The sequence below is a fragment of the Streptomyces sp. NPDC096079 genome, assembly GCF_040303145.1.
Lineage (GTDB): Bacteria > Actinomycetota > Actinomycetes > Streptomycetales > Streptomycetaceae > Streptomyces.
Genome location: NZ_JBEOST010000002.1, coordinates 428,682 through 452,936, shown reverse-complemented (window position 1 = coordinate 452,936; position 24,255 = coordinate 428,682). Strand labels below are relative to the sequence as shown.

Sequence of the window (24,255 nt, the reverse complement as noted above, 5' to 3'; positions counted from 1 at the left end):
CGGGGGCCCTCGCCCCTTCCCGGTCCTACGCTGGAAGGACCCGGAAGAGGTGAGGGCCATGTCCGCACCCACGATCGACCGGATCACGCGGGCGCGGGACGCCGCGGCACGGGAGTCCTGGGCCGAGGCGTACGGGCTGCTGCGCGCCGACGACGCCCACCCCTCGCGCGCGCTGACCGCCGACGACCTGACGATCCTCGCCGACGCGGCCTGGTGGTCGGGCCACGTCGACGAGTCCGTCACGGCCCGGCTGCGGGCGCACGCGGCGTACGTCGCGGGCGGCGACCACCGGGGCGCGGGACTCGCCTCCTGGTGGCTGTCGTACGAGTACGAGGGCCTCGGGCGGCCCGCGGCGGCGTCCGGCTGGCTGCACCGGGCCCACCACCATCTGGACGGCCGGCCGCCCTGCCCCGAGCAGTGCTTCCTCGCCTGGACCGACGCCGAGGAGGCCACGGCCCGCGGCGACCGCGCGGCGGCCCTCGCCGCCACCCGGCGCATGACCCGGCTCGCCGTCCGCTCCGGCAGCCCGGACCTCCTCGCCCTGAGCCGCCAGGCCGAGGCCAGGGTCCTGCTCGCCGAGGGCCGCCGCACGGAGGCCCTCGCCCTCCTCGACGACGCGATGTGCGCGGTCACGGCCGGCGAACTGAGCGGCATGTTCACGGGCTGGCTGTACTGCCTCGCCCTCACCCAGTGCATGGAGGCGGCGGACTTCGGCCGCGCCGTGGAGTGGACGAACGCGGCGATGGAGTGGTGCGCGCCGCCGTGGACGGGCCGCCCGGCCGACGCCGCGCCCGTCACCGTCACCGCGCCCGTGACCGCCCCCTCCGACGAGAACCCCTTCCGCGGAGTGTGCCGGGCGCACCGCGTCGACGTCCTCGACCTGCTCGGGGCGTGGGCGCTCGCGGAGGCCGAGGCCCGGCAGGCCTGCCGGGAGGTCCCGGTGGACTGCCTGGAGTCGGCGGCCGCCGCGTACTACGCCGCCGGGGACGTCCAGCGGCGCCAGGGCCGCCTGGAGGAGGCCGCCGCCTCCTACGCGCACGCCCACGAGCTGGGCCGCATCCCGCAGCCGGGCCTCGCGCTCCTGCGGCTCGCACAGGGCCGCGCCGAGGCGGCGGTCGCGGGCGTCGACCTCGCCCTCGCCTGCCAGGGCGACCCCCGCCACGACGTCCTCGGCAGGGCCCGGCTGCTCGCCGCCCGCACCGAGGTGGCCCTCGCGGTGCGGGACGTGCCGGGGGCGGCGGGCGCGGCGGGCGAGCTGGAGGTCCTCGCCGGGGACGTACCGCTGCTCCGGGCGATGGCCGACACGGCGCGCGGCGCGGTCGCCCTGGCCGAGGCCCGGCCGGAGCCCGCGCTGCGGCTGCTGCGCCGGGCGCTCGGCGGGTGGCTGGAGCTACGGGTGCCGTACGAGGCGGCGCAGGTCCGGATGCTGCTCGCGGCGGCCGACCGGACGGTGGGCGACGAGGAGGCGGCACGGCTGGAGCTGGCGGCGGCGCGGGCCGTGTTCGACCGGCTCGGCGCGGTGCCGGACGCGCGGCGGGCGGCGGCCCTGCTGACCGGCGGGACCCGACGACGGCTCCCGGGCGGTCTGACGGCCCGGGAGGCGGAGGTGCTGCGGCTGGTGGCCTCGGGCGGCACGAACAAGGACATCGCCCATGCGCTGGTGATCAGCGAGCACACGGTGGCGCGGCACCTGAACAACATCTTCGCGAAGCTGGGGGTCGGCTCCCGCTCGGCGGCGACGGCGTACGCCTGCGCCCACGACCTGACCTGACCCGGCCCCTTCGTCCCCTGGGCCGAAGGGCCCATGGGCGGGCCGTCCGGCGACATGGGCCGTTCCGGCGATGCGGGGCGCGGGCGCGGCCCGGTAGACCGGGCACATGACCACCACGACACACCCCCTGGACACGCTCCGCGGTGCCGTGCGCGGCACCGTCGTCGCCCGTGGCGACCCGTCGTACGACGAGGCCCGCCGGGTCTACAACGCCCTGCACGACCGCCGGCCGGCCGCCGTGGTCCACGCCGTCGACGCCGGCGACGTGATCGCGGCGGTGCGGTACGCCCGGGAGCACGCGCTGCCGCTCGCGGTGCGCGGCGGCTCCCACTCGGTCGCCGGTTTCGGCACCGTCGACGACGGCCTGGTCGTCGACCTGTCCCGGATGCGCGGCGTCCGGGTCGACCCGGAGGCCCGTACGGCGCGGGCCGAGGGCGGGGCCACCTGGGGCGACTTCAACCACGCCACCCACGCCTTCGGGCTCGCCACGACCGGCGGGGCGGTGTCCACGACCGGCATCGGCGGCCTGACGCTCGGCGGCGGCATGGGGCACCTGTCCCGCCGCTGCGGCCTGAGCTGCGACAACCTGGTCGGGGCGGACGTGGTGACCGCCGAGGGCCGGCTGGTCTCGTGTGACGCCGAGCGGAGCCCGGACCTGTTCTGGGCGCTGCGCGGCGGCGGCGGGAACTTCGGGGTCGTCACCTCGCTCGCGTACCGCCTGCACCCGGTCGACGTGGTCTTCGGCGGGATCACCTGCTACCCCCTCGACGGGGACGTGGTCCGTGCCTGGCAGGAGCTGATCGCCGCCGCGCCGGTCGAGCTGAACGTGATCCTCCTCCTGGCGCTCGGCCCGGAGGAGCCGTTCCTGCCGGAGCGCTGGCACGGGCGCCCGATCTGCGCCGCCTTCACCTGCTACAGCGGCCCGGTCGAGGAGGACGAGAAGATCCTCGCCCGCCTGGACGGTCTGGGGCCGGTGGTCGGCCGGTTCATGGACCGGATGCCGTATCCCGTGATCAACACCCTGTTCGACGAGCAGCTGCCGCCCGGGCTCTACCACTACTGGAAGGGCAACTTCAGCCGCGAGCTGTCGGAGGGCGCGATCGCGGCCCACATGGAGTACGGCGGGACGATGCCGACGATGGAGTCGGACACGGCGGTCTTCCCGATCGACGGGGCGTGCCACGAGAGGGGCCCGGAGGAGACCGCGTTCGCCTACCGGGACGCCGTCTTCTCGCACTCGTTCGGCGCGACGTGGACGGACCCGGCGGACTCGGAGCGGAACATCGCCTGGACCCGCGCCTACGACGCGGCGCTGCGGCCGCACACCGAGGAGGGCGGGTACGTGAACTTCATGGACACCGACGACCAGGACCGGGTGCGGGTGAACTACCGGCAGAACTACGACCGGCTGCGCGCGGTGAAGCGCCGGTACGACCCGGAGAACGTGTTCCGGCTGAACCAGAACATCGCCCCTTAGGGGACGGTGCGGGCCGAGGCGAGGAGGCGGACGGTGTCCTCGGGGGCGAGCGCGAGGGCGTTCCCGACGGTCCCGAGGACCTCGGTCTCGGCCGGGGTGTAGGGGCCGTCGGCGAGCGCGATCCGCGCGGCCTGGACGAGGATCGACTCCCGTCCGGAGGGCGCCAGGTGCGGGGTGAGCGGCTCCAGGGCCTCGTGGAGCTCGATCGAGAGGAGCGTGCCCTCGGGGTTCACCTCGGGCATGAAGCGCCCGGTGTCGGCCTCCAGGGCCTCGACGAGGTCGACGAGCTGGACGGCCGTGCACTCGGCGAAGCCGGCGGACCTGACCGCGGTGACGGCCCGGTCGAGGACCTCACGGGAGTCGGTGCCGCCGGCCGCGAGGACGGCGAGGGCGACGGTGTGCACGGCGTCCCGCAGCATCGCGGAGAAGCGGCTCGTCGTCGGGTGGTCGAGCACCTCCGTACCGAAGTGCGTGTGACAGGCCGCGCACTCGACCACGGGGCCGGTACAGCCCCGGGGCAGGACGGGGACGCCCAGGACGGCGAACCTGCGGCGGCCGGTGCGGCGCCGGTAGTTCCGGTCGCCGCCGCACTCCTCGCAGAAGAACTCGCCGTCTCCGACGGTGTTCCAGGAAGTGCGGATTCCGCAGACGCCCACTTTCCCGTCACGTGAATTCCGGGCAGACCGCACACGCACCTCCTCAACGGCCCGGCTGCACTGCCGGCGTTGGCGTGATGTTAGCCACATCCTTGATGTGGCGTCAGCACCCCGTCGCCAGATCGCCGTGGACTTGGCCGAGACACGTCACCGCTCGCGGAAGATCAGGAAGCACGGCGGCGGCGCTTCGCAAAGGCCAGGAAGCCTCCGCCGACCACGACGGCGGCCGCGGCGGCTCCGATGACGCCCGGACCGATGGCCGAACCGGTCGTCGCGAGATCACCCTCCGGGGTGGTGGAGGGCGCCGGGGCCGGGGCGGTGGCGGACGGGGTCGTGGTCCCGGCCGGAGTGGACGGGGACGCGGGGGCCGAGGGGGTCTCGGAGGTGCCCGGGGTCGCGCCGCCCTCACTCGGGGTGGGCGCGGGGGTGGTGGCCGGCGGGGTGGGGACGGGGGTGTCGGTCGGCTTCGGCTTGCCGGGGGTGACGACGGGTCCCGGCGTCTTCTCCTTCGGGAGGCAGCCGGTGAAGTTCATCTGGTGGGTCTCGGCGCCGGGGACGGTGACGAGCTCCTCGGCGATCACGGAGCCGTTGACGTGACCGGGGCCCACGTGCGCGCCGCCCATCTCGACCGTGGCCTTCGGGGCGAGGATCGTGCCGGGCCACGAGGTGTAGTTCTTCTTCACGCTCTCGGCCTGCGGGAAGTTCCACAGCAGCCGGGAGCGGATCTGCCGGTAGGCGTCGCCCGGCACGGCGTAGTCGTCGATGACGGGGGCGCCGCCGCCGAGGTTCTTGTAGTAGACGCCGTAGGTGGCGGAGGTGCTCATGTCGTACGAGGCGCCCAGCACGTTCACGAGGGTCGAGGAGCCGACCGGGACGTCCAGGGTGATCGCGCGGAACTTCTCCAGGTCGGCGGCGTTCACGGCGAAGACGTTGAGCTTCTGGTCGGTGCCGGTGAGGAAGATCCCGTCGCCGGCGGTGGAGACCGTGCCGTTGGGCTCGGTGGCGGCCCAGCCGGCGGACAGCGCCCGCAGGTTCGTGAACTCCTTGCCGAAGTCGACCGGAGAGGCGCCCTTCGCGCTCGGGCCGTCGACGCCGAAGCCGCTGCCCTTCCGGGAGCGGTCGTCGAGCTCGCCGTACACGCCGGTGCCCTTGGTGATCACGACCTGGTTGGCGTGCAGGGTGCCGGCGACGACGAGGCTGTGCCCGCCGGGCAGCTTCGCGAGGTCGGCGGGGGTCAGCCGATATCCGACGGAGAAGCCCTGGCCGGTCTTCGCGTCGCCGAAGTACGCGTCGCCGCCGACGGCGACGGCGCCCTCGGAGTCCGCGTGGCGGACCGAGTCCTTCTCGACGAACTCGGCGTAGAGACCGGCGGTGCCGAGCGGCTGCGGGGCGCACTCCGTGGGGGCGGCGGAAGCGGCGGGGGCCCACCCGAGGGCGGCGCCGGTCACCGCGAGGACGGCGGCCACGGCAGCGGTCGTGCGCATGGGAACTCCAGGTCAGGGAGGTGGGGAGGGGGTGTGAGGCCGACCCTCCGGCACGCCCTGATGTCCCGTCAACTTCTCCCATATCCCGGAAAATCGGACGCCGCCGACTGTTCCTCCTTAAGTCAAGCTAAAAGCGTGACGGAGGTCACAGTCGACGGCGTCCGGGGCCGGCGGAAGGGGTCAGCGGGCGGAGCGGTTGACGGCCGAGATGACCGCCTTCAGGGAGGCGCGGGTCGTGTTGGCGTCGATGCCGATGCCCCACAGGACCTGGCCGTCGATGGCGCACTCGATGTACGAGGCGGCCTGCGCGGACGCGCCCTCGCTCATCGTGTGCTCCTGGTAGTCCAGCAGGCGGGCGTCCACGCCGACCGACTGCAGGGCGTCGAAGAAGGCGGAGATCGGGCCGTTGCCGGAGCCGGTCAGGACGGTGTCGACGCCGTCGACGACCGCCTCGACGCGCAGGGTGTCGGTGCCGTCCGTGTCCGAGGTGGACTGGCCGGAGCGCAGCTGGATGCGGCCCCAGGCGTTGTCCGGGTTGGGCAGGTACTCGTCCTGGAAGACGGCCCAGATCGCGGCCGGCGTGACCTCGCCGCCCTCGCTGTCGGTCTTCTGCTGGATGATCTTCGAGAACTCGATCTGCATCCGGCGGGGCAGGTCCAGCTTGTGGTCGTTCTTCAGGACGTACGCGATGCCGCCCTTGCCGGACTGCGAGTTGACGCGGATGACGGCCTCGTAGGAGCGGCCGACGTCCTTCGGGTCGATCGGCAGGTACGGGACGGCCCACTCGATCTCGTCGACGGTCTTGCCCTGGGAAGCCGCGTCGGCCTCCATGGCGTCGAAGCCCTTCTTGATGGCGTCCTGGTGGGAGCCGGAGAAGGCGGTGTAGACCAGGTCGCCCGCGTAGGGGTGGCGCGGGTGGACCTCCATCTGGTTGCAGTACTCGGAGGTGCGGCGGATCTCGTCGATCTGGGAGAAGTCGATCTGGGGGTCGACGCCCTGCGAGAACAGGTTCATGCCCAGCGTCACCAGGTCGACGTTGCCGGTGCGCTCACCCTGCCCGAACAGGCAGCCCTCGATGCGGTCGGCGCCGGCCATGATCGCCAGCTCGGCCGCGGCCACGGCCGTGCCGCGGTCGTTGTGCGGGTGGACGGAGACGCAGATGTGCTCGCGGCGGGTCAGGTTCCGCGACATCCACTCGAAGCGGTCCGCGTGCGTGGACGGCGTCGAACGCTCCACGGTGGCGGGCAGGTTCAGGATGATCTCGCGGCCGGGGCCGGGCTGCCAGACGTCACAGACCGCCTCGCAGACCTCCAGGGCGAAGTCCAGCTCGGTGTCGGTGAAGATCTCGGGGCTGTACTGGTAGCCGAAGGCGGTCTCCGGGCCCAGCAGCTTCTCCGCGTACTCCATCACCAGCCGGGTGCCGTCCACGGCGATCTGCTTGATCTGCTCCTTCGAGCCGCGGAAGACGACCCGGCGGAAGGTGGGCGCGGTGGCGTTGTACAGGTGGACCGTGGCGCGCTTGGCGCCGATCAGGGACTCCACGGTCCGCTCGATCAGGTCCTCGCGGGCCTGGGTCAGGACGGAGATGGTGACGTCGTCCGGGATCGCGCCCTCTTCGATGATGGAGCGCACGAACGCGAAGTCGGTCTCGCCGGAGGACGGGAAGCCGACCTCGATCTCCTTGTAGCCCATGCGTACCAGCAGGTCGAACATCTCGCGCTTGCGGGCCGGGGACATCGGGTCGATCAGGGCCTGGTTGCCGTCGCGCAGGTCCGTGGACAGCCAGCGGGGCGCCTGGGTGATGCGCTTCTCGGGCCAGGTCCGGTCGGGGATGACGACGGCCTCGTACTGGCCGTACTTGTGGATCGGCATCCCGGACGGCTGCTGCGTGTGCGTCGCGTTGGTGATGGGCGTCGGGCGGCTGACGAAAGGCGACTGAGACATTGCGTAGGGCTCCTCGGGTCCGGCAAGAAGGACGGCCGACTGTCGAACGCAACACCAAAACCCGCGGGGAGGGGGTCGGCCTACGACTACAGGCCCTCGCCGCGGCAGCTAAGGAGAAGCAGCCCGAAACGCATGATGTGCGTCACCTTAGCCCAGGTCCGAGAAAGCCGGACGACGCGTTTCAGTATGCGGGACGGCGGCGCCGTCAAGCCCGAAAGGTGACCCATCACTCCATTTCGCCAATCGTCGTCGCTACTCGTGACATCAGCGGTACGCAGTGCCACATTGCTGGCATGACCTGCCACACGCCTGTGTTCTGCTCGATCGTCCCGCCGCACGTCCTGGAGCGGCTGGCCGAGCACGCCGATCCGGCCGTCGCCGAGGCCGCCCGCCGCACCCTCGCGGTCGACCTGGCCCAGCGCACCACCCGGACCGAGCGGACCGCGCCCGCCCCGGCCGGGGGCGCCGACGGGAAGCCCCGGCGCACGATCCACGACGCCAAGAACGGCACCCGGCTGCCCGGCCACGAGGTGCGCGGCGAGGGCGAGCCGGCGACCACCGACGACACGGCCAACCGTGCCTACGCCGGCCTGGGGGCGACCTTCGACCTCTTCCTGAACGCCTTCGGCCACGACTCGATCGACGGAGCCGGGCTGCCCCTCGTGGCGACCGTCCACTACGACGAGAAGTACGACAACGCCTTCTGGAACGGCGAGCAGATGGTGTTCGGCGACGGCGACGGCGAGCTGTTCCTCGACTTCACGATCCCCGTCGACGTCATCGGCCACGAGCTGGCCCACGGCTTCACCCAGTACTCGGCGAACCTCGCGTACTACGGCCAGTCGGGGGCGCTCAACGAGCACGTGTCGGACGTCTTCGGCTCGCTCGTGAAGCAGTACGCCCTGGGCCAGAGCGCGGAGCAGGCCGACTGGCTCATCGGGTCCGGGCTGCTCGGCCCCGCCGTCGACAAGGGCACGGCGCTCCGGTCCATGAAGGACCCCGGCACCGCGTACGACGACGACGTCCTCGGCAAGGACCCGCAGCCCGGCCACATGGACCACTACGTCCGGACCAGCTCCGACAACGGCGGGGTGCACATCAACTCGGGCATCCCGAACCGTGCCTTCTACCTGCTGGCCACCGAGCTCGGCGGCAACGCCTGGGAGCGGCCGGGCCGGATCTGGTACGCGACGATGACCGGCGGCACGCTGACCGAGGAGACCCGGTTCTCCGAGTTCGCGCGGGCGACGGTGACCACGGCGCGGGACCTCTACGACGAGGAGACGGCCGAGGCCGTGCGGCGCGCCTGGTCGGGCGTCGGAGTGTCCACGTCCTGAGCGGACTGGTAGACAGGGCCCATGCGGATTCGAGTGCGGCGCACGGGCGGTTTCGCGGGCATCGAGCGGTCGGCGGAGGTGGAGGTCTCGGGACCCGAGTGGGAGTCCCTGTCCTCCACCGTCCTCGCGGAGAGCGACGGTGACGCCAAGGGCGTGCCGGACGGCTTCTCGTACGAGATCACCGTCGACGGCCGCACGGTCCGCTGCCGCGACCCGCACCTCACGGACGCCCAGAGGACCCTCGTGACGAGGGTCCTCAAGGAAGGCGCCTAACGGGCGTCGCGCCGCCAGAACCTGCTCTGCTTCGGCGGCTTGACCTCCAGGGACCACTCGCCCTCGGAGGCTCCGACCGCCACCAGCAGGGGGCCGGCAGGTAGCGGCCGCCTGGACCTCGGCCATCTGCTCGCCTCGTTGGCGAGCAGGTGGTGGTCGTGGCTCCCCGGCTCGTAGCCCCGCACCTGGAAGAGGGCGTGCCCGTCCTCCGGGCGCAGCCGGGCGGAGAGCTCGGCGGCGGGCCCCGTGTGGAGCAGCACGTCGGCGCCCCGACCCCTGGCGCCGCGGCCGAGTTCCTCCACGGCACTCACCGGGCGGACCGCGACCGTCCACCTCCGGCCCACGCCGTTGACGCGCAGGCGCAACGGCCTCCGGCCGGCGTACCTGACCAGCGCCCGGCCCTGGAAGTCCTCCAGGGTCGTGTTCGCGACCAGGTCGCCGTTCTCGCCGTCCTCGCCGATGACGTGCACCGAGAAGTAGCCGTCGCCCCTCCGTTCGCAGTCGACCAGGACGCAGCCGGGCGGTACGGGCGCGTCGACGGTGACATCCGCCTTTCCCGAGCCGCTGCGGACGAACTCGGGGAAGTCCTCGCCGAAGAGCTCGACGTCCGACAGCGGGCCGACGCGGGCGGGCACCCCGGCCCGCGCCACGGCCCCGGCCTCCGCCTCCCGGACCTTGGCCAGGAGCTCCTCGGGGATGGCCTCGGGCACGGCGGGCCCGTTCTCGGGAGCGGGCTCGGCACCGGCGGGCGGCTCCGGGTCCCGGCCCTCGATGCCGAAGTCCTCGGCGAGGCCGACGAGCCCGGAGTCGTACCCCTGGCCCACGGCACGGAACTTCCACGCCTCGTCCCGCAGGTAGAACTCGCCGAGGACGAACGCCGTCTCGGTGCTCGCGTCGTCGACCTCGTACAGCGCCAGCTGCTCCCCGGTGGCGGCGCTGACCGTCCGTATGTGCAGGCCGGGCACCTGGCCGAACGTCCCGTCCTCGCTGGAGGCGGTGATCGCGATGCGCCGGACGCCGGGCTCCACGCGGCCGGTGTCGATCTCCAGCCAGTCGGCGACCCGCTGCTCCTCGTCCCGCACCTGACCGAGCAGGCGCACCGCGCCGGACGCGTGCGCCGGCTGGTTGTAGAAGACCAGGTCGCCGTCGCCCCTGACCCGGCCGTCGGCGTCGAGCAGCAGGGCCGAGGCGTCGACCTCCGGCACCCCGTCACCGGCGGCCCGCCGGACGACCGCGATCCGCCACACCTGCCCGGGGACCGGCAGGTTTCCCCCCTTGACGATCTCTGTCACGGCGCCATGCTGACACGGCCCCCGGGCCGCTGCCCAGAAGATCACGCAGACGGTCGCCTAGAAGCCGAGCTTCCGCAGCTGCTTCGGGTCGCGCTGCCAGTCCTTCGCGACCTTGACGTGGAGGTCGAGGAAGACCGGCGTGCCGAGGAGCGCCTCGATGTGCTTGCGGGACTTCATGCCGACCTCCTTGAGGCGGCTGCCCTTGGGGCCGATGATGATGCCCTTCTGGCTGGGGCGCTCGATGTACACGTTGGCGTGGATGTCGAGCAGCGGCCGGTCCGCCGGGCGGTTCTCGCGCGGGATCATCTCCTCGACGACCACCGCGATCGAGTGCGGCAGCTCGTCCCGCACGCCTTCGAGCGCGGCCTCGCGGATCAGCTCCGCGACCATGACCTGCTCCGGCTCGTCCGTGAGGTCGCCCTCCGGGTAGAGCGGCGGGGACTCAGGCAGCAGCGGGATCAGCAGGTCGGCGACCAGCTGGACCTGCTTGTCGCCGACGGCCGAGACCGGCACGATCTGCTGCCACTCGAAGCCCAGCTCCTTGCCGAGCTGGTCGACGGCGATGAGCTGCTCGGCGAGCGTCTTGGAGTCGACCAGGTCGGTCTTGGTGATGATCGCGACCTTCGGGGTCTTCTTGATCCCGGCGAGCTCCTTGGCGATGAAGCGGTCGCCGGGGCCGAGCTTCTGGTCGGCGGGCAGGCAGAAGCCGATCACGTCGACCTCGGCCCAGGTGGTGCGCACGACGTCGTTGAGCCGCTCGCCGAGGAGGGTCCGCGGCTTGTGGAGGCCGGGGGTGTCGACCAGGATCAGCTGCGCGTCCGGGCGGTGCACGATGCCGCGGACGGTGTGCCGGGTGGTCTGCGGCCGGTTCGAGGTGATGGCCACCTTCTGGCCGACCAGAGCGTTCGTGAGGGTGGACTTGCCCGCGTTGGGGCGGCCGACGAAGCAGGCGAAGCCGGCCCGGTGGACGGCTTCGGTTTCTTGGTTGCGAGCGCTCATGGGGGCCATTGTCCCCGATGAGCGCCCGCCTCACGCACTCAGTGCCCGGCGGCGCCGTATCCGCAGGCCGTAGAGCCCGGCCGCGCCGCCCGCCGCGAGGATCCCGGCGGCGAGCCAGGGCAGGGCCAGGAAGGACACGGTGCCGGTCTCCCGCACGTCCTTCGCGGTCGCGGTGAGGGTGACGTCGCCCCAGTCGAGCTGCGGGGAGCCGGTCCAGCGCTCGGTGAGCCGGATCCTCTGGCGGGGCAGCAGCTCGGTGGGCACCTGGGCCAGGTCGCGGTCGAGGAGCGTGCGGCCGAAGAGGCCCTGGGCCTTCAGGACGACCTTCGGGTTCAGGGTGACGTTGCCCCGGTTGTGCAGGGTGTACGAGACGAGGGCGCTGCTCGTGCGGGTGCCGGGGACCAGCGGCCGGTCCTGGTCGAGGGTGACGTCCTCGACGGAGAGGGCGGGGACGGTCGGTCCGTTGACCCGGAGGTAGACGCGGGCGCCGACCGCGCGCTGCACGCCGACGGCGACGGCTCCCTTCGCGCCGGGGGCGATCCGCTCGTCGAGGGCGACGAGGGCCCCGGGGTGGTCGCCGGGGTCGGCGTCGGCGGGGACGGTCAGGGTGTACGCGACGGTGACGGAGGCGCGGGCGGGGACGGTGATCCGGGTCCGCTCGGGCTTGATCCAGGCGCCGGCGCCGGTCTGCTTCTCCCGCTGGGTGCGGACGGCGAAGCCGCCGTCCCGGTCGGTGTTGTAGGCGTCGGCGCCGTACAGCCGGAAGGTGAGCGGGGCGGCGGTCTTGTTGGCGACGGTGACCCGGTCGGTGAGCGTGGTGCCGGGGTCGGCGGAGAGGTAGAAGTACGGGCGGCCGCCGAGCTTGGAGGCGGCCGGGTAGACGGCCCATTCACCGTTCTCGGCGGCCCGGGCGTCGGGGGCGGGGCCGAGCAGCGCGACGAGGGCGCTCAGGGTGCTCAGGAGGAGTGCGGAGAGCTTGCGCACGGGTGCGGACCCCCGGGGTGCGGATCGGGGCGGGCCGGCCGGGTGCGCGCCCGGCCCGCGAGGGCGGTCAGGACAGGGTCAGCGTGAGCACGCCCGCGTACGAGCCGGGCGCGGTGAACGCCGGGACGTCGAGGGAGAGCTGCGCGTCGACGGTGAACTCGCCGCCCGTGAGGGTGCCGTTCGGGGTGGAGGCGAGGGTCGCGCCGCCGCTGCCGACCGGTCCCGCCGAGCCGGCGGCACAGGCGCTGGGGCTGCCGGCCTTGGCGGTGCAGGCGGGCGTCCAGGAGAGGTTCCCGGCTCCGATGGCGCCGCCGGGGCCGGTGAAGTCGGTGACCTTGCCGGTCAGGGACCAGCCGGCGGGGCCGCCGCGGAAGTCCTTGACGGTCACCGTCTGGAGCGCGCCGGTGGCCGCGCCGCCCGCGCCGAAGTCCACGGAGGACAGCTGGACGGCGTCCCCGGCCTGGGTCATGGACAGCTCGCCCGGGGTGACGGCCGCGGTGATCGTCTGGCTGTTCGGCGGGGCCGGGACGACGACCTTGTACGCGGCGGGTCCCGCGCCCTTCTCGGGGTCCCAGGCCGTGCCCTCGTACGCCACGATCCCGGTGGTGGCCGGGTCGTTGACCTTCAGGCGCGCGGCGAAGCCGCCCTCGCTGTCGGTCGTGACGGTCATCCGGTCGGCGGTCTCCGCGCCACCGGCGCGGCCGACGACGGTGACCTCGGTGAGCGGGGTGAACCTGGAGCCGGTGACGGTCACCCGGACGCCGGGGTCTCCGGAGGCGCTGTCGAGCTGGAGCGCGCGGGTGTTGGGGTTGGTGGCGGGGCTCGCGACGACCGTCTCGGAGACCGGGGCGGGCGGGTTGAGCACCGTACAGGGGGTGTCCAGCTCCATGAGGTAGCTGGTGTGGATGTTGTAGTCGCCGGGCGAGAGGGTGATCGATCCGGCCGCGGTGGCGGTGAAGGTGCCCGTCATGGAGAAGGCCGGGAAGGAGCCCTTGCCGGGGACCGGCGGGTTCTTCTTGGGTCCGGTGACGGTGATCGCGCCGGTCTGGGCGCCACCGAGGACCACCTTGCCGCTGGGCGTCATGATGTCGGCCGGCAGCGCGAGGTCGACGGGGTTGGACGCGGCGGGCTTGGTGACCGTGTAGGTGACGGTGACGGTCTCGCCCACCTTGGGGCTGGCCTTGTCGACCGTGATCTCGGCGGTGGTGGTGCCCTCGATCGGCGGGATGCCGGCGATCGGCGGCGGGACGCAGCGGGTCTGGAATTCCACCGACTGGGAGGCCGTCGTCGCGCCGGCCGGGGCGGCGAGCGCGCCGCCGGCGACCGCGAGGGCGGTGGCGCCGAGGACGGCGGTCCAGCGCCGTCTTCGGGCCGCCGCCCGGGATCGGGTGAGTGCCATGTGTGTGCCCCCTCCTGAGGGATGAGTGGGCGCCATTGACGGCTGCGGGCGAAGAGAAGTCAATGGCATCAGGACCCATCGACTGATGACCCATCAGATCATGTCAAGATCGTGACATGAGGGACATATCCCCAGGTCACGACAGAGACCGGTGCCGCCCACGGCGACACCGGTCCGGGTGGTACGGGCTCAGCTGAAGACGAACGGGCCCGGCGACTGCGAGGTCACCGCGTCACAGTTCACCGTGACCCCGAAGATCACCATCTTGAGGGCGACCCCGGCGAAGTACGAGTTGAGGCTGTCGCCCGAGGCCACGGTCCCGCTCAGCGGGCCCATGATCACGGACTGCCCGGCCGCGCGCGCCGGGTTCTTCTTCCCGGTGAAGACCCGGGTGCCGCCGCCGCCCTTGGCCAGCGTGAGGGTGGAGCTGATCGTGTCGGTGCCGACCGCGATCGGCGTCGTCACGGAGGAGCTGATCGTGATGGTCGCGGCGGTGCCGCTCTGCGTGGCCGTGAGGGTGGCGCTGCCGCCGCCCCAGCTGCCGCAGTCGTACGTCGCCGTGGCCGAGCCAGGCGAGACCGCGCCGGCCGTCGGGGCGAAGGCGAGTCCGGCGGCGGCGAGCGCCCCGGTGAGTACCGCGACGGTCCCTAAGGTGCTTCTGCTTCTCATGGCGAGTTCGAACCCCTTCCGATGCCGAAACGCAGGGGTGCGGACACTGCGTGAATGATGGAGATCTGACGGTCCGTCGGACGAACCGCTGTCATTGACCCGCAGACAGCATGGGAAGGCAAGAGAAGTCGCGGTGATCCTTCACAAGGACACAAGGACAGCGGGGGGCCCGGCGCGCCGCCGGACCCCCCGCTGTCCTGATCCGTTCGCTCACCCGGCGGTGACGGCCACCCGCAGCTGCCCGTCCGGGCCGGCGAGCAGCACCGGGGTCTGAGGCCCGCCGAGGTCCCGGACCGCCGCGCGGTCCTCGTCCGAGGCCGCCTCGGCGTTCGACACCACGGCCGCCGCCTCCAGGGACTGGGCCCCGCTCGCCACGGCCATCGCGACCGCGGTCCGCAGCGCGCTCAGCTTGAGCGACTCCAGCTCCACGGTGCCCGCCACATAGGTGCGGCCCGTCTCGTCGCGTACGGCAGCGCCCTCCGGCACGCCGTTACGGGCGCGGGCGCTCCGCGCAAGGGTGATGATCTTGAGGTCCTCGGCGCCGAGGTCGCCGTGCTCGCTGCTGAGTGTCATGGGGCGAGCATAGATCCGTGAGGATGATCAGCCCGCGACCGGGTACATCGCCCCGCGGCGCCCCTCCGGCGACACCAGCCACTCCAGCTTCTCGGACGTGTCCGCCTCCGGGAGCGGCGTGTGCATCACGATGACCAGGTCCGGGCGCGCCGGGACCCTGAGCTGCGTGGCCTCCACGACCAGCGTGCCGACCAGCGGGTGCTCCATCTCCTTGCGGTTCTGGCCGCCCGGCAGGATGTCCCGCCGCTCCCACAGCTCGGCGAACTCCGGGCTCGCCTCCTTGGCCTCCGCGACCACCGCCTGGAAGCCCTCGTCGTCCGGGCACTCCGAGCACGCCGAGCGGAACTGCGCGACGACCTTCGGCGCCAGTTCCTCCCAGCGCGTGGACCGCCCGCGGTACAGCGGGTCCGTGAAGAACGCGATCAGGCAGTTCTGCACGATCTCCGGGCGCATGCCCAGCACGATCGCCGCCGCGTCGTTCCACATCACGGTGTTCCAGTACTGGTCCATGATGTGCGCCGGGAAGGGCATCCACGCGTCGATGAGCCGCCGCAGGCCGTGGCACATGTCCCGGTCCTCGGGGGCCGCCTCCAGCGGCGGCGGGTTCAGCGCCGCCAGGACGTACAGATGGCGCTTCTCGGCGGGGCTCAGCCGCAGCACCCGCGCCACCGAGTCGAGGACCTGCGGGGAGACCGTGATGTCCCGGCCCTGCTCCAGCCACTGGTACCAGGAGACCCCGACGCCGGCGAGGACCGCGACCTCCTCACGGCGCAGGCCCGGGGTGCGGCGGCGCGCGCCGCCGTCCGGGAGCCCCGCCTGGGCCGGGGTCACCCGGGCCCGACGGCTCATCAGGAACTCGCGCAGCTCCCCGAGTCGGTGCTGCTTCGCGCTGACGCTTTCGAGAGCGGTGGCCACGTCTGCTTCCTCCCCCTGGACGCAATGGCGGACGCGTGGTGATACCTGGTGGTGGTGCCTGGTGGTGCGACCAACAGGATAAGTTCCCGCTCCCCACCGTTGTTCCCGCCCGAAGAAGGTGGGGACATGGCAACGACGACCACCCCGCCCGAAACCCCCACCTCCCCCGCCTCCACCACGGCCCCCGCCGCTCCCCCGGCCCTCACCCGCCGCGACCGGCTCGTCCTCTTCGTCCTGTGCGCCGCCCAGTTCATGGTGGCGCTCGACTTCTCCGTCCTGAACGTCGCCCTGCCCGTCCTCGGCGCCGACCTCCGCTTCGACCCGTCCGGACTCCAGTGGGCGGTCACCGCCTTCGCCCTGCCCTCCGGCGGCTTCCTGCTGCTCTTCGGCCGGATCGGCGACCTCTTCGGCCGCAAGAGGCTCTTCCTCTCCGGCCTCGCGCTCTTCGGCGCGGCCTCCCTGCTCGCCACCTTCGCCTGGAGCCCCGGCTCCTTCCTCGCCGGCCGCGCCCTCCAGGGCCTCGGCGCGGCGGCGATCGTGCCGACCGGCATGGCGCTGCTCACCACCGCCTTCCCCGAGGGCCCGCTGCGGGCCAGGGCGCTCGGCATCTCCGGCACCCTGATGTCCCTCGGCTTCACCATCGGCATGGTGCTCGGCGGCGTCATGACGGACACCCTCGGCTGGCGCTCCACGATGGCCCTGCTCGCCGTCTTCACCCTGGTCGTGCTGCCGCTCGCCCCCGGCCTGCTGCCCGAGTCCCGCACCCCCGAGCGGCCCCGCCTCGACGTGCCCGGGGCCATGACCGTCACCGGCGGTCTGCTCTCCCTGATCTACGCCCTGACGACGGCGGCCGAGCGCGGCTTCGGCGGCGTGGACGTGCCCGTCACCCTCGCCCTCGGCGTGCTGCTGCTCGTGGCCTTCGGCGTGATCGAGTCCCGGCACCCGGCTCCGCTGGTCTCGCTGCCGGTGCTGCGCCGCCGTACCGTCGCCTTCGGCAACGTGGGCGGTCTGGTGACCTTCTCGATGATGTCGACGATCGTCTTCGTGCTGACCCTGTACCTCCAGGAGACGCTCGGCCTGTCGGCCCTCGCCTCGGGCATCGTCTTCGGTGTCCAGGGAGCCTTCTCGGTCCTCGCGGGCATGCTCACCCCGAAGGTGATCGGCCGCTTCGGCGCCCACCGCACGCTGGTGGTCTCGCTCGCCGGCCAGGGCCTGCTCACCGCCGCGCTGCTCGGCATCGGCCGGGACTCGGGCGCGGTCCTGGCGACCGTCGCGGTGTCCGCGGCGTCGATGCTGCACCTCGGCGCGATCATCTCGTACGGCGTGACCGTCACCTCCGGCGTCCGCGACGAGGAGCAGGGGCTCGCGACCGGTCTGGTCACGACCACCCAGCAGGTCGGTCTGACCGTCGGCATCCCGCTGCTCGGCGTCCTCGCCACCACCGGCTCCGACCTGTTCGCCGGGGTCCGGACGGTCATCGCGCTGGACGCGGCGATCGTGGTCGGCGCGGCGGTCCTGGTCGCCCTCGGCCTCCGGCGCCGTTCCTGACCGCCTACGGGCGGTCGAGGCGGAGCCGTACCGCCTTCGGAAGACCGGCGACGACGAGGTCGTACGAGTCCTCGACGAGCTCCCGGACCATCCGGTCCGGGAGCTCTCCGACGGTCACGGTGTTCCAGTGCCGCTTGTTCATGTGGTACCCGGGGGCGATCGCCGGGTGCTCCTCCCGGAGCCGTACCGCCTCGTCCGGATCGCACTTGAGATTGACCCGCAGCGGCCGGCCGTCGAGCCACGAGAGCGCGAACACCTTCCCGGCGACCTTGAACACGGAGGTGTCCGGGCCGAAGGGGAACTCCTCCGAGGCGTCGTTGAAGTCCAGGCAGAAGGCGCGCAGCTCGTCGGGGGTCATTCCGGCTTCTCCTCCGGTTCCAGCGGTTCCACGAGCACGGTGACGATCTTGTTCCGGCGGCCGGCCGGGGATTCGGCCGTCAGGCGCAGCGAGCGCCCGTCCGGGAGCTCCACGACCGCCCTGGCACCGGAGATCGGGACCCGGCCGAGCGCCTTGGCGAGGAGGCCGCCGACGGTCTCCACGTCCTCGTCGTCGTACTCGTCGGGGCCGAAGCCGTACAGCTCGCCGAGGTCGCCGATGTCGAGGCGGGCGGTGACCCGGTAGCGGTCGTCGCCGAGCTCCTCGACGGGCGGCAGCTCCCGGTCGTACTCGTCGGTGATCTCGCCGACGATCTCCTCCAGGATGTCCTCGATGGTGACGATGCCGGCCGTGCCGCCGTACTCGTCGATGACGACGGCGACGTGGTTGCGCTCCTGCTGCATCTCGCGCAGCAGGTCACCGGCGTTCTTGGTGTCGGGCACGAAGGCGGCGGGCCGCATCGCGGTCGACACCAGGTCGGCCTCGGAGTCCCGGTTGATGTGGGTCCTGCGAACCAGGTCCTTCAGGTAGACGATGCCGACGATGTCGTCCTCGTTCTCCCCGGTGACCGGGATCCGGGAGAACCCGGAGCGCAGCGCGAGGGTGAGGGCCTGACGGATCGTCTTGTACCGCTCGATGCAGATCAGATCGGTCCGGGGCACCATCACCTCGCGGACGAGGGTGTCGCCCAGCTCGAAGACCGAGTGCACCATCCGGCGCTCCTCGTCCTCGATCAGCGACTCCTGCTCGGCGAGGTCGACCATGGCCCGCAGCTCGGCCTCGGAGGCGAAGGGGCCCTTGCGGAAGCCCTTGCCCGGGGTCAGCGCGTTGCCGATGAGGATGAGCAGCTGCGGGATGGGGCCCATGATCCTGGCCAGCGGCAGCAGCACGTACGCGGCGGCGGTCGCCGTGTTCAGCGGGTGCTGGCGGCCGATGGTGCGCGGCGAGACGCCGACGGCCACGTACGAGACGAGGACCATGACGACGATCGCGACGAGCAGCGCCTGCCAGGTCTCCGGGAAGGCTTCCAGGCAGGCGTACGTGACGAGGACGCCGGCCGCCATCTCGCAGGCGACGCGGACGAGCAGCGCCACGTTGAGATAGCGGGTCGGGTCGGAGGCGACCTGGGCGAGCTTCTCGGCGCCGCGCCGCCCGGACCGGACGGCCTCGGCGGCGCGGAAGCTGGAGACGCGCGCGAGACCGGCCTCGGCGCAGGCGGCGAGCCAGGCGACGACGACCAGCGCGACGGCGCCGAAGATCAGCGAGAAGTCCATCGGGGGTCAGGAGACGGTCGGTGCCGGCGAGGGGCCGGTGAGGCCCTTCTCCGCGCGCCAGCCGTCGACGATCGCCGCCTGGAGGCCGAACATCTCGGCCTTCTCGTCCGGCTCCTCGTGGTCGTACCCGAGCAGGTGCAGCACCCCGTGGACGGTGAGGAGCTGGAGCTCCTCGTCCATGGAGTGCTGCGTCGGCGCGTCCTTGCCCTGCTGGGTGGCGACCTCGGGGCAGAGCACGATGTCGCCGAGGAGCCCCTGCGGGGGCTCCTCGTCGTCCTTCGACGGCGGACGCAGCTCGTCCATCGGGAAGGACATCACGTCCGTCGGTCCGGGCAGGTCCATCCACTGGATGTGCAGCTGCTCCATCGCCTCGGCGTCCACGACGATCACCGAGAGCTCGGAGAGCGGGTGGATGCGCATGCGCGCGAGCGCGTAGCGGGCGATGTCGAGGATCGCCTGCTCGTCGACCTCGGTGCCGGACTCGTTGTTGACGTCGATCGACATGGTGCTTGTGTACTACTTCCCGTTGCGGCCGTTGCGGCTGTCGTACTGCTCGTACGCGTCGACGATACGGCCGACGAGCTTGTGCCGGACGACATCCTGCGACGTGAGCGTCGAGAAGTGGACGTCCTGGACCCCGTCGAGGATGTCCCGGACCTGCCGCAGACCGCTCTTCGTCCCGTTCGGCAGGTCGACCTGGGTGACGTCACCGGTGATGACGATCTTCGAGTCGAAGCCGAGGCGGGTGAGGAACATCTTCATCTGCTCGGGGTTCGTGTTCTGCGCCTCGTCGAGGATGATGAACGCGTCGTTCAGCGTCCGTCCTCGCATGTACGCCAGGGGCGCGACCTCGATGGTCCCGCTCGCCATGAGCTTGGGGATCGAGTCGGGGTCGAGCATGTCGTGCAGCGCGTCGTAGAGCGGCCGCAGGTACGGGTCGATCTTCTCGTAGAGCGTGCCGGGCAGGAAGCCGAGCCGCTCGCCCGCCTCGACGGCGGGCCGGGTCAGGATGATCCGGTTGACCTGCTTGGACTGCAGGGCCTGGACCGCCTTCGCCATGGCGAGGTAGGTCTTGCCGGTGCCCGCGGGTCCGATGCCGAAGACGATCGTGTGCTTGTCGATCGCGTCGACGTACCGCTTCTGGTTGAGCGTCTTGGGACGGATCGTGCGTCCCCGGCTGGAGAGGATGTTCTGCGTGAGCACCTCGGCGGGGGTCTCCTCGCCGCCCTCCGCCGATCCGTTCCCGCTCGCCCTGAGCATGGCGATCGAGCGTTCCACTGCGTCCTCCGTCATCGGCTGACCGGTGCGGAGCACCAGCATCATCTCGTCGAACAGGCGCTGGATCAGGGCGACTTCCACGGCGTCGCCGACCGCGCTGACCTGGTTGCCCCGGACGTGGATGTCGGCCAGCGGGAACGACCGCTCGATCACACGGAGAAGGGCGTCACCGGAGCCGAGCAAGGTCACCATGGGGTGCTTCGCCGGGACGGTGAAGTGGGCGCGGGCCTGTCCAGGCGCCCCGTCGTGGGGCGCTCCGTTGTGGGCTGTGGGTGTCTGAGTCATGGGCCGGCACTGTGGCCTGCACATACCTCCCGTTGCAGGGTTCTCGCTGCTCGACAACCTCTCGGCTACCAAGCCTACGACTCGGCACGGACAAGCCCGTAGCGGTTTACGAGGCGGCCGCCCGGAAGCCGATGGTGGGCACGGCCCTGCGCAGCGGCCACGGACGGGCGGGGACGGGCAGGAGCCGCTCCAGGAAGGCGTAGCGGCCGCGCAGCGCCTCGGGGTCCTGCTGGGCGTGGCCCTGGACGTGCTGCCACCAGGCGGCGATCTCGCCCCAGGTCGGGGCGGACAGCGATCCGCCGAACTCCTGCACCGAGAGGGCGGCGGTCAGGCCCGCGAAGGCGAGCCGGTCGGCGAGCGGCCAGTCGGCGAGGGTGCCGGTGACGAACCCGGCGACGAAGACGTCCCCGGCGCCGGTCGGGTCGAGGGCGGAGACCTGGATCGCGGGGACCTCGGCGGTCTCGCCGGTGGCGCCGTCGACGGCGTAGGCGCCTTCGGAGCCGAGGGTGACGACGGCGTAGCGGACCTTGTCGGCGAGGGCGCGGGCGGCGGCCCTGGGGCAGTCGGTGCGGGTGTAGCGCATCGCCTCGGCCGCGTTGGGCAGGAAGGCCTCGCAGTGCCGGAGGTCGGTGAGTCCCGCGAGGTCCCAGCGGCCGGTGTCGTCCCAGCCGACGTCGGCGAAGACCTTGGCGCCGCCGCGCGCGGCCTGCGCGACCCAGTCCTCGGAGCGGCCGGGCACGAGGGAGGCGACGGCCGCGCGCGCGTGCGGCGGGTAGGCGGGCAGGGCGCCGTCGAGCGGCGGGGCCTCGTGGCCGTGGGAGACCATCGTGCGCTCGCCCTCGTAGGCCATGGAGACGGTGACGGGCGAGTGCCAGCCCGGCACGGTGCGGGAGAGCGACAGGTCGATGCCCTCGCCCTGCTCCAGGGCGTCCCAGCAGTACTCGCCGTAGTGGTCGTCGCCGAAGGCGGCGGCGAGCGAGGTGCGGAGCCCCAGGCGGGCGAGGGCGGTGGCCATGTTGGCGACGCCGCCCGGACTCGACCCCATGCCCCGGGCCCATGACTCGGTGCCGCGCACGGGGGCGCTGTCCAGGCCGGTGAAGATGATGTCGAGGAAGACGGTGCCCGTCAGGAAGACGTCGCAGGCGGGGTCGGTGGGCTCGCGCAGGCACACCAACGGGTCGACCCCGGCGTCGTGTTGCGGCTGCTCTCCCCTTGCTGTGGTCACGGCAGGCTCCCCGGTCGTGGTGCGGATCAGATCAGTGTGCCCGATGGGGGTGGGGTGACGGGTGGGACGCACGAGAAGCGCATCCTTTACCCCGGAACCCTGCCTCCAAACCCATGGTGACCCACCTCACACACCGAACGGGCGGAAACCGTCTTCTCCCGCCCCGCACCCGCTTGATACACATGGTCCCGCGACCCCGTGCCCCGCGCACACCACCGGGCGCCCCACCCCTTCCCACCCCTTCCGTTCCTGGGAACGCCCATGTCCTCGCGGACTCGCCGACCGGGGGCCCTCGTCGCCCTCGTCGCCCTCTTCACGGCCGGCTACCTCGCCCCGTACCTCCTGCCGACCGTCGTCGGCCGCCTCTCCGCCGGTCTCGGCCTCTCGCCCTCCCAGGCGGGCCTCGTCGGCTCCGTCCTGCTCCTCGGCTCCTCCACGGCCGGCTTCACGCTCGCCGCGCGCGGAGAGCGGATCGGCCCGCGCCGGGCCGCCCGCGCGGGCCTGCTCGCGATGGCCGTCGGATACGGCTCCGCCGCCGCGACCGGCCTCGTGCCGCTGGTCGTCACCGGCGCGGTCCTCGGCGGCCTCGGCTCGGGCACGGCGACGGCGGTGGCCGTCGCCGGGATCGCCGGCCGGCGCGACCCCCACCGGGCCTCCACCCTCGGCCTGCTCTCCGTCTCGGCGACGGCGGGCGCCCTGTACCTGACGCTCCCGCACCTCGGCGGCGGCCACGCGGCCCCGCTCCTCGCGATCGCCGGTGCGGCGGCCCTGGTGTGGCCGTTCACGACCCTCCTCCCGGCCACCCCGAACGGCGTGCGGGAGACGACGGACGCCCGGGGCCCCCTCCCCCACCGGCGCGCCGGCGCCGTGCTCGCCGGGGGCATCCTGTGCTGGTCCCTCGCGCAGAACGCCCTCTGGGGCGTGAGCGGCCGCATCGGCCTCACCCAGGCCGGGCTCTCCGAGGTCACCGTCGGCGCCGTCTTCGCGGCGGCCCTCGGCGCGGGCCTCGCCGGCGTCACGGCGGCGGGCGCGCTCGGCTCACGCCTGGGCCGCGCGGTCCCGATCGGCGCGGGCACGGTCGCGATCGCCGCCTGCGTCCTCCTCAGCTCGACCGCCCGGGACCTCGGCACCTTCGCGACCGGCGAGATCCTGTGGAACGCGGTCTACCCGGTCGTCCTGTCCTACCTCCTGGGCCTGGCGGCCTCCCTCGACCTGCGCGGCCGCTGGGCCGTCATGGTCGGCTCGGCCTCCTCCCTCGGCGTCGCCTGCGGCCCGGTGACGGGCTCCCTGCTCTCCGAGCACGCGGGCTACCCGGCCATGGGCGTGACCCTCGGCGCCCTGCTCCTGGCCGTGGCCGTCCCGATGACGGCGGTGGCCCGTCACGCCTCCGGCCGCCCCCTGGTCCCGGGCTCGATCCGCCGGCGCGGCGGCGCACCGGCGGCGGTCCTGGCCGGCCGGGGCCCGGGGACGCCCCTGGTCCCCCAGATCGGAGCGCCGGAGCAGGAGGTCACCCCGATCCCGGTCCCGACGGCCCGCCGCGGGGCGGCGAAGTCGGCGTTCCGGCTGGCCCGCCCCTCGGACCGGGGCTGACGGATCACCCCTGCCCGAACCGCCAGAAGTGGTCGGGGTACGGGCCGCACGGGTACTGGTTGACGGGAGCGGCCTCCCGGGTGCTCGCCCCCGGGACGGCGAGGCAGAGCCCGCTGTGGGCGTTCACGATCCGGTAGAGCGGGCGTCCGGCCGTGTCCCGCTTCCGGTACTCGACCCGCCACAGGTGGTCCGGGTAGTCGCCGCAGGGGTACTGGTTGACGTTCACGGCGGTGGCCCTGGCCGCTCCCGGAACGGCCGCGCAGTACCCGCTGTTCGCGTTCACGATCCGGTAGCGGGCCCGCCCCGAGCCGTCCGCGCCCGCGGGCCGCAGGTGCCAGAAGTGGTCGGCGTACGGGCCGCAGCCGAACTGGTTCAGGTCGACGACCGCGGTGGAGGCGCCCGGCACCGCGAGACACAGACCGCTGTTGCCGTTCACGATCCGCACCGCCGGACCCACCGGGGGCGCCACGGGGCCGCCGTCCCGCGGCGCCGGCGCCGGTCGCACGGAGGGCTGCCGGGCGGGCGGGGTCGGCTCCGGCGCGGAGGTCGGCGCGCTCGTCGGCACGGGCCCGGTGCCGGGCGCGGTGGTGCCCGGCGCCGTCGTCCCCGTCGGGGACGGCGGCGCGGACGTCGGCCCGGTGCCGGGCGTCCCGCCCACGGTGGACGAGGCCGCCGTGGGCGCCGCCTGCGCGGGCGGCGGCGCCGACGCGTTGCCCGTGCGCTGCGTCTGGGTCAGGACCGTCGCCAGGGCACCGACCAGGGGCACCACCACCCCGGCCACCCACCAGGCCCATCGGGGCGGATGCGGCGCCGGCCGCTCGGCCGGCGCGGCTCCCTGGGCTCCGGGACCCGTCGGCGCGGCCGTGGAGTCCCCTGCGGGACCGGGCGTGTCTGACACGTGCTGCT

Annotated in this window: 22 protein-coding genes; 6 read left to right on the top strand and 16 right to left on the bottom strand. The window is 73.0% G+C overall.

What is annotated here, in order from left to right; translation table 11 throughout:
* The first annotated feature begins 58 nt into the window (after window positions 1–58).
* A complete protein-coding gene (locus ABTY59_RS05955; protein WP_352017664.1) occupies window positions 59–1,771 on the top strand; it encodes a LuxR C-terminal-related transcriptional regulator in 1,713 nt (570 codons plus the stop codon).
* Window positions 1,772–1,877: 106 nt separating this feature from the next.
* Entirely contained in the window at window positions 1,878–3,248 is a 1,371-nt protein-coding gene (locus ABTY59_RS05950; RefSeq protein ID WP_352017663.1) for an FAD-binding oxidoreductase, read from the top strand.
* Here the strand turns inward: ABTY59_RS05950 and ABTY59_RS05945 are convergent.
* From ABTY59_RS05945 to leuA, 3 genes are all read right to left on the bottom strand, one after another.
* Window positions 3,245–3,937, bottom strand: coding sequence for a TerB family tellurite resistance protein (locus ABTY59_RS05945; protein WP_352017662.1), 693 nt, complete (start codon window positions 3,935–3,937; stop codon window positions 3,245–3,247). The genes ABTY59_RS05950 and ABTY59_RS05945 overlap by 4 nt on opposite strands.
* A 131-nt stretch (window positions 3,938–4,068) precedes the next feature.
* Window positions 4,069–5,388, bottom strand: a complete 1,320-nt coding sequence (locus ABTY59_RS05940; protein ID WP_352017661.1) for a choice-of-anchor A family protein — start codon at window positions 5,386–5,388, stop codon at window positions 4,069–4,071.
* 180 nt (window positions 5,389–5,568) lie between these two features.
* A complete protein-coding gene (leuA, locus tag ABTY59_RS05935; RefSeq protein WP_352017660.1) occupies window positions 5,569–7,332 on the bottom strand; it encodes a 2-isopropylmalate synthase in 1,764 nt (587 codons plus the stop codon).
* A 293-nt stretch (window positions 7,333–7,625) separates the two neighbouring features.
* On the opposite strand from leuA, the gene ABTY59_RS05930 reads away from it, so the two are divergent.
* Complete coding sequence (locus tag ABTY59_RS05930) at window positions 7,626–8,669, top strand: M4 family metallopeptidase (RefSeq protein ID WP_352017659.1); 1,044 nt, start codon at window positions 7,626–7,628, stop codon at window positions 8,667–8,669.
* Between the two features lie 21 nt (window positions 8,670–8,690).
* Window positions 8,691–8,942 carry a protealysin inhibitor emfourin gene (locus ABTY59_RS05925; RefSeq protein ID WP_352017658.1) on the top strand — a complete coding sequence of 84 codons (252 nt, stop codon included), beginning with the start codon at window positions 8,691–8,693 and terminating at the stop codon, window positions 8,940–8,942.
* Here the strand turns inward: ABTY59_RS05925 and ABTY59_RS05920 are convergent.
* The 7 genes from ABTY59_RS05920 to ABTY59_RS05890 form a co-directional block, all read right to left on the bottom strand.
* Complete coding sequence (locus ABTY59_RS05920) at window positions 8,939–10,234, bottom strand: TerD family protein (RefSeq protein ID WP_352017657.1); 1,296 nt, start codon at window positions 10,232–10,234, stop codon at window positions 8,939–8,941. The genes ABTY59_RS05925 and ABTY59_RS05920 overlap by 4 nt on opposite strands.
* 57 nt (window positions 10,235–10,291) lie before the next feature.
* On the bottom strand, window positions 10,292–11,242 hold the full coding sequence (gene era, locus ABTY59_RS05915) for a GTPase Era (protein WP_403533504.1): 951 nt from the start codon (window positions 11,240–11,242) through the stop codon (window positions 10,292–10,294).
* 21 nt (window positions 11,243–11,263) lie between these two features.
* A complete protein-coding gene (locus ABTY59_RS05910) occupies window positions 11,264–12,217 on the bottom strand; it encodes a WxL protein peptidoglycan domain-containing protein (protein WP_352017655.1) in 954 nt (317 codons plus the stop codon).
* A 67-nt stretch (window positions 12,218–12,284) separates the two neighbouring features.
* The gene (locus ABTY59_RS05905) at window positions 12,285–13,616 is read right to left on the bottom strand and encodes a beta-xylosidase (RefSeq protein WP_352017654.1); all 1,332 of its coding nucleotides are present in this window, start codon (window positions 13,614–13,616) and stop codon (window positions 12,285–12,287) included.
* Window positions 13,617–13,805: 189 nt separating this feature from the next.
* The gene (locus ABTY59_RS05900; protein WP_352017653.1) at window positions 13,806–14,285 is read right to left on the bottom strand and encodes a hypothetical protein; all 480 of its coding nucleotides are present in this window, start codon (window positions 14,283–14,285) and stop codon (window positions 13,806–13,808) included.
* A 210-nt stretch (window positions 14,286–14,495) separates the two neighbouring features.
* Window positions 14,496–14,858, bottom strand: coding sequence for a cytidine deaminase-like protein (locus tag ABTY59_RS05895; RefSeq protein ID WP_352017652.1), 363 nt, complete (start codon window positions 14,856–14,858; stop codon window positions 14,496–14,498).
* A 27-nt stretch (window positions 14,859–14,885) separates the two neighbouring features.
* On the bottom strand, window positions 14,886–15,707 hold the full coding sequence (locus ABTY59_RS05890; protein ID WP_403534084.1) for a helix-turn-helix transcriptional regulator: 822 nt from the start codon (window positions 15,705–15,707) through the stop codon (window positions 14,886–14,888).
* 192 nt (window positions 15,708–15,899) lie between these two features.
* On the opposite strand from ABTY59_RS05890, the gene ABTY59_RS05885 reads away from it, so the two are divergent.
* Window positions 15,900–17,321 (top strand): MFS transporter, encoded by a 1,422-nt coding sequence (locus tag ABTY59_RS05885; protein WP_352017650.1) that lies wholly within the window; start codon window positions 15,900–15,902, stop codon window positions 17,319–17,321.
* A gap of 4 nt (window positions 17,322–17,325) precedes the next feature.
* Here ABTY59_RS05885 and ABTY59_RS05880 read toward each other — a convergent pair whose 3' ends face one another.
* The 5 genes from ABTY59_RS05880 to ABTY59_RS05860 form a co-directional block, all read right to left on the bottom strand.
* Window positions 17,326–17,679: an MmcQ/YjbR family DNA-binding protein gene (locus tag ABTY59_RS05880; protein ID WP_352017649.1), complete on the bottom strand. Its 354-nt coding sequence runs from the start codon at window positions 17,677–17,679 to the stop codon at window positions 17,326–17,328.
* Window positions 17,676–18,971, bottom strand: a complete 1,296-nt coding sequence (locus ABTY59_RS05875; RefSeq protein WP_352017648.1) for a hemolysin family protein — start codon at window positions 18,969–18,971, stop codon at window positions 17,676–17,678. Before ABTY59_RS05875 ends, ABTY59_RS05880 begins: the two co-directional genes overlap by 4 nt.
* Before the next feature lie 6 nt (window positions 18,972–18,977).
* Window positions 18,978–19,475 carry an rRNA maturation RNase YbeY gene (gene ybeY / locus ABTY59_RS05870; protein ID WP_041129173.1) on the bottom strand — a complete coding sequence of 166 codons (498 nt, stop codon included), beginning with the start codon at window positions 19,473–19,475 and terminating at the stop codon, window positions 18,978–18,980.
* 12 nt (window positions 19,476–19,487) lie between these two features.
* Window positions 19,488–20,534 (bottom strand): PhoH family protein, encoded by a 1,047-nt coding sequence (locus tag ABTY59_RS05865; protein WP_352017647.1) that lies wholly within the window; start codon window positions 20,532–20,534, stop codon window positions 19,488–19,490.
* A 106-nt stretch (window positions 20,535–20,640) separates the two neighbouring features.
* The gene (locus tag ABTY59_RS05860) at window positions 20,641–21,759 is read right to left on the bottom strand and encodes a carbohydrate kinase family protein (RefSeq protein WP_352017646.1); all 1,119 of its coding nucleotides are present in this window, start codon (window positions 21,757–21,759) and stop codon (window positions 20,641–20,643) included.
* A 261-nt stretch (window positions 21,760–22,020) separates the two neighbouring features.
* Between ABTY59_RS05860 and ABTY59_RS05855 the strand changes: the two genes are divergently transcribed.
* Window positions 22,021–23,349 (top strand): MFS transporter, encoded by a 1,329-nt coding sequence (locus ABTY59_RS05855; protein WP_352017645.1) that lies wholly within the window; start codon window positions 22,021–22,023, stop codon window positions 23,347–23,349.
* 4 nt (window positions 23,350–23,353) lie between these two features.
* On the opposite strand, the gene ABTY59_RS05850 is transcribed toward ABTY59_RS05855, so the two are convergent.
* Entirely contained in the window at window positions 23,354–24,247 is an 894-nt protein-coding gene (locus tag ABTY59_RS05850) for an RICIN domain-containing protein (protein WP_352017644.1), read from the bottom strand.
* Window positions 24,248–24,255: the final 8 nt, after the last annotated feature.

Coding starts and splice junctions, on each gene's coding strand:
- ABTY59_RS05955 (WP_352017664.1), top strand. CDS start 59: ATGTCCGCACCCACGATCGACCGGATCACGCGGGCGCGGGACGCCGCG.
- ABTY59_RS05950 (WP_352017663.1), top strand. CDS start 1,878: ATGACCACCACGACACACCCCCTGGACACGCTCCGCGGTGCCGTGCGC.
- ABTY59_RS05940 (WP_352017661.1), bottom strand. CDS start 5,388: ATGCGCACGACCGCTGCCGTGGCCGCCGTCCTCGCGGTGACCGGCGCC.
- leuA (WP_352017660.1), bottom strand. CDS start 7,332: ATGTCTCAGTCGCCTTTCGTCAGCCGCCCGACGCCCATCACCAACGCG.
- ABTY59_RS05930 (WP_352017659.1), top strand. CDS start 7,626: ATGACCTGCCACACGCCTGTGTTCTGCTCGATCGTCCCGCCGCACGTC.
- ABTY59_RS05925 (WP_352017658.1), top strand. CDS start 8,691: ATGCGGATTCGAGTGCGGCGCACGGGCGGTTTCGCGGGCATCGAGCGG.
- era (WP_403533504.1), bottom strand. CDS start 11,242: ATGGCCCCCATGAGCGCTCGCAACCAAGAAACCGAAGCCGTCCACCGG.
- ABTY59_RS05905 (WP_352017654.1), bottom strand. CDS start 13,616: ATGGCACTCACCCGATCCCGGGCGGCGGCCCGAAGACGGCGCTGGACC.
- ABTY59_RS05900 (WP_352017653.1), bottom strand. CDS start 14,285: ATGAGAAGCAGAAGCACCTTAGGGACCGTCGCGGTACTCACCGGGGCG.
- ABTY59_RS05895 (WP_352017652.1), bottom strand. CDS start 14,858: ATGACACTCAGCAGCGAGCACGGCGACCTCGGCGCCGAGGACCTCAAG.
- ABTY59_RS05890 (WP_403534084.1), bottom strand. CDS start 15,707: ATGAGCCGTCGGGCCCGGGTGACCCCGGCCCAGGCGGGGCTCCCGGAC.
- ABTY59_RS05885 (WP_352017650.1), top strand. CDS start 15,900: ATGGCAACGACGACCACCCCGCCCGAAACCCCCACCTCCCCCGCCTCC.
- ABTY59_RS05880 (WP_352017649.1), bottom strand. CDS start 17,679: ATGACCCCCGACGAGCTGCGCGCCTTCTGCCTGGACTTCAACGACGCC.
- ABTY59_RS05875 (WP_352017648.1), bottom strand. CDS start 18,971: ATGGACTTCTCGCTGATCTTCGGCGCCGTCGCGCTGGTCGTCGTCGCC.
- ybeY (WP_041129173.1), bottom strand. CDS start 19,475: ATGTCGATCGACGTCAACAACGAGTCCGGCACCGAGGTCGACGAGCAG.
- ABTY59_RS05865 (WP_352017647.1), bottom strand. CDS start 20,534: ATGACTCAGACACCCACAGCCCACAACGGAGCGCCCCACGACGGGGCG.
- ABTY59_RS05855 (WP_352017645.1), top strand. CDS start 22,021: ATGTCCTCGCGGACTCGCCGACCGGGGGCCCTCGTCGCCCTCGTCGCC.